Annotated in this window: 7 protein-coding genes; 3 read left to right on the top strand and 4 right to left on the bottom strand. The window is 70.3% G+C overall.

What is annotated here, in order from left to right:
• The 4 genes from IJH84_RS19205 to IJH84_RS19190 all read right to left on the bottom strand — a co-directional run.
• Nucleotides 1-611, bottom strand: a 611-nt coding sequence (locus tag IJH84_RS19205; protein WP_295147026.1) for an urease accessory protein UreD, incomplete at its 3' end; no start/stop codon positions are given.
• Nucleotides 612-691: 80 nt separating this feature from the next.
• Nucleotides 692-2,401, bottom strand: a complete 1,710-nt coding sequence (locus IJH84_RS19200) for an urease subunit alpha (protein WP_295147024.1) — start codon at nt 2,399-2,401, stop codon at nt 692-694.
• Nucleotides 2,394-2,816 (bottom strand): urease subunit beta, encoded by a 423-nt coding sequence (locus IJH84_RS19195; protein WP_367269051.1) that lies wholly within the window; start codon nt 2,814-2,816, stop codon nt 2,394-2,396. The genes IJH84_RS19200 and IJH84_RS19195 overlap by 8 nt, the downstream gene beginning before the upstream one ends.
• Nucleotides 2,813-3,115, bottom strand: coding sequence for an urease subunit gamma (locus IJH84_RS19190; RefSeq protein ID WP_200071785.1), 303 nt, complete (start codon nt 3,113-3,115; stop codon nt 2,813-2,815). The genes IJH84_RS19195 and IJH84_RS19190 overlap by 4 nt, the downstream gene beginning before the upstream one ends.
• 371 nt (nt 3,116-3,486) lie before the next feature.
• On the opposite strand from IJH84_RS19190, the gene IJH84_RS19185 reads away from it, so the two are divergent.
• From IJH84_RS19185 to IJH84_RS19175, 3 genes are all read left to right on the top strand, one after another.
• Nucleotides 3,487-4,617, top strand: a complete 1,131-nt coding sequence (locus tag IJH84_RS19185; protein WP_295147021.1) for a sialidase family protein — start codon at nt 3,487-3,489, stop codon at nt 4,615-4,617.
• Between the two features lie 155 nt (nt 4,618-4,772).
• The gene (locus IJH84_RS19180; RefSeq protein WP_295147019.1) at nt 4,773-5,330 is read left to right on the top strand and encodes a snapalysin family zinc-dependent metalloprotease; all 558 of its coding nucleotides are present in this window, start codon (nt 4,773-4,775) and stop codon (nt 5,328-5,330) included.
• Between the two features lie 187 nt (nt 5,331-5,517).
• A partial coding sequence (locus IJH84_RS19175; RefSeq protein ID WP_295147016.1) for an SAM-dependent methyltransferase occupies nt 5,518-6,091 on the top strand: 574 nt, incomplete at its 3' end.

The following is a 6,091-nucleotide window of genomic DNA, read 5'->3' as shown; positions in this document are numbered from 1 at the left end:
CCGGCGCTGCGCTGCCCGCCGGTGATGGCAGGCTCGCAGCCGTCGGAGAGGCCGGGACCGACCGCGAGTTCCTGGTCGAACAGCGGTCTGCCGCCGAGCCGCACCCGAACCCGCTGGCGCAGCGCGCCGGATCGCTCGCCGCAACGACCGAACAAGGACTGTTCGCGCAGGAGCAACCGGGATCCGGGCTCGAGTGCGATGCGGACGTCCGCGCGGTGCAGACAACCGCGTGCGGCGATGACCAGCTGCGGCAGCCAGGCCAGCGTCGCGCCGGGGCCGACCGCGATGTCGACCTCGGTGTGCGACTGCTCGCCGCGCGGGCCCGGTAGCAGCAGCGTGGGGGAGACCTCCCCGAGCACGAGTGCGCTGCCCGCTCCCACGTCGATCCGGAGATGTTGCCGATCCCCGCCGATCGGCCCCGCCGCCGCGGCGGCTTGGTGCACCCGCGCCGGAACGGCGTCGCGGGAGGACCAGCGGGCGATCGGCCCGTCGTCCAGCGGCAGCGTGGGGCGCAGCATCAGCGGCCAGTCGGAACGCAAGCCGCAGATGCGGGTGTGCGGCCGCCCGCCGCGGACGAGTTCGGTGCCCAGGCGGGCATGGACCCGCTTCACCGGACTGTCCGTGCGGGCGCGGTGCGGACGAGCCCGCGCGCGGGGTCTCCGGTGCACATCGCCAGCGACCTCCCCGCAGGTCAGAACAGGAAGTAGCGCTGAGTCAGCGGCAGGTCGGCCGCCGGTTCGTGGTCCACTTCGGCACCGTCGATGCGGACCGCGAACGTGTCCGGGTCGACCTGGATCTCCGGGACCGCCTCGTTCTCCGGCAGCGCGGCCTTGGTCCTGCCCCGCATGTTCTCGACCGGCACCAGCTTGCGCTCGACGTCGAGCCGGTCCGCGAGCCGGTCTTCGATCGCGGCCGGGGCCACGAACGCCACGCTGGTCGCCGCTGCCGCGCGGGTGTGCGCGTTGTAGCCGAGCCGGGGCAGGACCGGTTGCGGTGTCGGCACGGCGGCGTTCGGGTCGCCGAGTATCGCCGAGGCGATCATCCCGCCTTTGAACACCGCGGTGGGCCGCACGCCGAACAGCGCCGGTTCCCAGAGCACGAGGTCGGCGAGCTTGCCCGGCTCGACCGAACCGACCTCCCGCTCGAGCCCGTGGATCACCGAGGGAACGATCGTGTACTTGGCGACGTAGCGGCGGGCGCGGTGGTTGTCGGCGCGATCGTCCCCGGGCAGCGAGCCGCGCAGCTTCTTCATCGCGTGCGCGGTCTGCCAGGTGCGCCGCACGACCTCGCCGAGCCGCCCCATCGCCTGGGCGTCGGAGGACATCGCCGAGATCGCCCCGATGTCCTGCAGGACGTCCTCGGCGGCCATCGTGGACGCCCGCACCCGGCTTTCGGCGAAGGCCAGTTCCGCGGGCACGCGCGGATTCAGGTGGTGCGCGATCAGGCAGATGTCGAGCTGCTCGTCCGCGGTGTTGACGGTGAACGGCCGGGTCGGTGTCGTCGACGACGGCAGCACGTGGGGCTCACCGGCGATGCGGATGATGTCCGGGGCGTGCCCGCCGCCCGCTCCCTCGGTGTGGAAGGCGTGGAAGTTGCGGCCGCCCACGGTGCGCAGCAGGTCTTCGACGAATCCGGCCTCGTTGAGGGTGTCGCTGTGGATCGCCACCTGCACTCCGGCCGCGTCCGCGACGGTGAGCGCGGTGTTGATCACCGCGGGCGTGGCGCCCCAGTCCTCGTGGCACTTGAACCCGCCGACCCCGGAACGCAACTGCTCCCAGAGCGCCTCCTCGGACACGGTGCTGCCCCGGCCGAGGAACAGGACGTTGAGCGGCCACGGGTCGAAGCCTTCGAGCATCCGCCGCATCCACCACCCGGCCGGAGTGGCCAGCGCGGCCTTCGAACCGTCGGTCGGGCCGGTTCCGCCACCGGCGACCGTCGTGGTGCCCGCTTCGAGCGCGACCACCGACATCTCCGGGGACACGAAGTGCACGTGCGTGTCGACGGTGCCCGCGGTCATGATCAGCCCGCTGCCGTTGACCATCTCGGTGGCCGGGCCCACGACCAGGTCCGGGTGCACGCCGTCCATCACGTCGGGGTTGCCGCACTTGCCGAGCGCGACGATGCGGCCGTCGCGGATGCCGACGTCGGTCTTGACCACGCCCCAGTGGTCGAGCACGACCACTCCGCCGATCACCAGGTCCGGGGTTCCTTCGGCGCGGGTGGCGTGCGACTGGCCTTGGGACTCGCGGCCGCTCTTGCCGCCGCCGAAGACCGTTTCGTCCCCGCCGGCGCACCGGTCCTGCTCCACTTCGACGAACAGGTCGGTGTCGGCCAGCCGGAGCCGGTCGCCGGTCGTCGGTCCCAGCGAGGCCACGTACTGCTGGCGGTCGATCTCAGCCATCGAGCGCACCACCCGCCAGGCCGCGCAGTCCGCGCACGATCCGCCGACCGGCCAACGGCACCAGTTCGACCTCCACCGTGGTGCCCGGATCGAAGCGCACCATGCCCCCGGCGAGGATGTTCATCCGGTGACCCCAAGCCGCCTCCCGGTCGAACTCGAGAGCGGCGTTGGTCTCCGCGAAGTGGTAGTGCGAACCCACGCTGATCGGCCGATCGGCCGTGTTGACCACGGAAACCGTGCGCACCGGCCGTCCCGCGTTGATCTCGACGGGCTGCTCGCCGTAGATGATCTGCCCCGGTGCTCCGCCGGATTCGCTGGATTCGACACCCGGCTGCACCAGACCCGTCGCGCGGCCCTTTCCCGCACCGGGCGCGATCTCCTTGCCCGTTCCCGGCCGCTGCTGCTTCCCGGTCACCGGATCGGCTCCTGCACCGAGATCAGCTTGGTGCCGTCCGGGAACGTCGCCTCGATCTGCACCTGGGTGAGCATTTCCGGTACCCCGTCGAGCACATCGGCGCGGCCCAGCACGTCCCGGCCCGCCTCCTGCAGATCCGCCTTCGTCCGCCCGTCCCGGGCGCCTTCGAGCAAGAACCAGGTCAGCACCGCGGTGGCTTCGGGCAGGTTCAACAGCAATCCGCGTTCTTTGCGTTCCAATGCGAGCTTGGCGGCCGTGTAGATGGTCAACCGTTCCCGCTCTTGCAAGCTCAGCAGCACCGCGACCTCCCGATCGGGCCTGATGTCGGAAGCCGGCTCCGCCGTTGGAACTTCCGCGTGCACAGGGCTCGCAGCCGTATCCGGCACCCCCGGCTGCGCAACTCGGACCGGCCTGAGACTGGCAGCACGGCCGAAGCCGCGCCAGCCGAGCGCTTCGGGGTCGTCGAAGCCATGAACCGGGCGGGGGCCACGGATCCCTCGATCTTGTGGATCATGGCGCAACCTGTGCCGGTGCGGGACGTCCTTCTCGGCAGAAGGATGACCACACGCGCCTGTGCGCTTACCTGCAAGGAATCTCGATGAGGCGAACACTGCTCCTGGCGGCGGCCGGAGCGATGGTATTGGTGGCGGCTCTTTTCGGTGCGTACGCAATGGGGTCCGGCGGATTGTCCGGCTTCCAATCCGTCGATGGCGCCTCCGCGAACGCGAGCGGCGCGAAGCCGGCCGGCACGGCGCTGGGAGATCAGCAGGCGCAATACCCGTGGGCGATTCGCCTGCAGCATTCCGGCGAGGCCAACGGCAGAATTCTCGCCACGCACACGAGTTTCGTGAACGGCCGCACCGAAGACCCCGTCTTCGAGAGCACCGACGACGGCAAGACCTTCTCCCGCATCGGCACCATGGCCCCGGGCATGTCGTCGGAGAACTTGTGCTGCACCAGCCTTTTCGAGCTGCCGAAGCAGATCGGTGAGCTGCCCGCGGGAACCCTGTTGTGGTCGGGTTCGGCCAACGACAAGGACCGCCCCATGTCGCTGCCGGTCTGGCGCAGCGACGACCACGGTCGCACTTGGTCGCACCTGTCGACCTGCGCGACGTCGCCGAACAACGAGGGTGGCGTCTGGGAACCGACGTTCTCCGTCGACGATTCCGGGAAGCTCAACTGCTACTTCTCCGACGAGTCGGACTCCGCGCACAGCCAGCGGGTGATGCGTTCGTCCTCTTCGGACGGTGTCAACTGGGGACCGCCGGAAGAGGTGGTGTCCCTGCCGGATCGCAACGCTCGTCCCGGGATGCCGGTGGTCGATCAACTTCCCGACGGCCGCTACTTCATGACCTACGAGATCTGCACCACTTCCGGCCCGGACTGCCAGGTGAAGTCCCGGACCTCGCCGGACGGTCGCAACTGGGGCGACCCGGCCGAGCCCGGTACCGCGATCGTCGGGCCTGATGGCCGGAAACCGGGGCACACGCCGAAGTTCGCGGTCACTTCGGACGGGCGCATCGTGCTGTCCGGCATGACGTTGCACAACGCTGACGGTTCCCTCGCCGCGGACAACGGCAAGGTCCTGCTGGTCAACAGCTCCGGCGGTGAAGGCCGTTGGGAAGAGGTCCCGGCCCCGGTCGCGGCCGTGGAGCCCGACCGCGACATCGGAGCGTGCAACAACTACAGCCCTGCGCTGATCCCGGTAGGCGACGACGGGAACTCCGTCCTGGAGATCACCACCCGGGAGAAGTCCGGAACCTGCCGCGCCTTCTACGGCTCAGCTGAAGCGACTCCGTGAAAGCAGGCCGCTGCCACCGCCGGTGTGCAGGCCGAACCCGATGGACCCGGTGTTGGCGGTTACCCGCCACTGCCGGTGCCGGGATGCGCCTTCGGCCTAGCCTCCGGGCGTATTCACCTTGGTCATCCGGAAATGGCCGATGCGGAGGAGCCGATATGCCCAGGTTTTCGACAACGACCGCACTCGCCGGTGCAGCGGCCGCGTTTCTACTGGCGGCGGGCGCCCCGGTGGCAGGCGCGGTTTCCGGCGAAGCCGCCGAACCACACGTCGTCACCTACGACGCGAGTCAGGCCGAGGAGTTCCAGGGCGCCGTCGACGAGGCCGCGCAGGTGTGGAACGGCCAGCTGTCAAACGTGAAGCTGCAGAAGGCCACCGATGGCCAGGCCGACCTCACCGTGCTCGCCGATGACAACTGGCCGCGCGCCCAGACCGACTCGCTCGGCGTCGGCACGGTGTGGATCGGGCGCGCGGCGGTCGAGGAAGGGCACCACATCCCGCGCATCACCACCCACGAGATCGGGCACATCCTCGGGCTGCCGGACGATCGGACCGGCGTCTGCGCCGACCTCATGTCCGGTGCCAGCGCCGGGACCGACTGCAAGAACAACCTCCCCAACCCGGACGAGAAGGCCGAGGTCGACGAGAACTTCGCGCAGGGCGCGGTGATCCAGCCGCGGCTGTTCACCGAGGAGCCGGTTCTCGCGGCCGGCTGACACCCCCGCCGGGCGCTCCTGCCGCGACTCGGCGCGGTGGGATTCGCCCGGCGGTTTCCTCTCGCTTCGCGGAACACCGGCCTTCCGGTCGGAACCGGCGAAGCACGCGGTTTGCTGTGCTGCGAGTCACCTTCAGCGGAGCGCGCTACGACGCGAATGCCACGATCGTTAGCGAAGCTTACGAAGAGTGGAGGTTGCGATCGTGGTCAACGCGAACCAGCAGTGGGACATCGTCACCAGCGTCGGCCTCACCGCGCTCGGCGTGGCCGCGGCGCGGGCCGTGGAGACCGGGCGGGACGGCGCGCTGGTCCGGGACCGCTTCGCCGAACCGTTCGTGCGCGCGGCCAATCCGCCCCAGCCGATGCCGACGAGCCCGCACGATCCGGCCACCGCCGACGGCCATTGGGCGTGGATGGCCGATTTCCTCGCGGTGCGCTCCCGCTACTTCGACGAGTACTTCGCCGAGGCCGGTCGCTCCGGCGTCCGCCAGCTGGTGCTGCTGGCCGCCGGGCTCGATTCGCGGTCGTTCCGCCTCGACTGGCCGGCAGACAGCCGGGTCTTCGAGGTCGACCAGCCCAAGGTGCTGGAGTTCAAGGACCGGGTGCTCGCCGAGCAGGGCGCGCAGCCTGCCTCCGAGCGCCGCATCGTCGACACCGACCTGCGGGAGGACTGGACGAGTGCGCTCGCCGCGGCCGGGTTCGACCCCTCGGTCCCGACCGCATGGCTGGTCGAGGGGCTGACGCCGTACCTGCCCGCCGCGG

Source organism: Saccharopolyspora sp., assembly GCF_017434145.1.
GTDB classification, from domain to species: Bacteria; Actinomycetota; Actinomycetes; order Mycobacteriales; family Pseudonocardiaceae; genus Saccharopolyspora_C; species Saccharopolyspora_C galaxeae.
Note: the sequence above shows the minus strand (reverse complement) of the source record. Positions and strands in the feature narration are given on the sequence as shown.

Excerpts from the sequence above, each read along its gene's own strand:
- IJH84_RS19200 (WP_295147024.1), bottom strand. The coding sequence starts at position 2,401 with ATGGCTGAGATCGACCGCCAGCAGTACGTGGCCTCGCTGGGACCGACG.
- IJH84_RS19180 (WP_295147019.1), top strand. The coding sequence starts at position 4,773 with ATGCCCAGGTTTTCGACAACGACCGCACTCGCCGGTGCAGCGGCCGCG.
- IJH84_RS19185 (WP_295147021.1), top strand. The coding sequence starts at position 3,487 with ATGGGGTCCGGCGGATTGTCCGGCTTCCAATCCGTCGATGGCGCCTCC.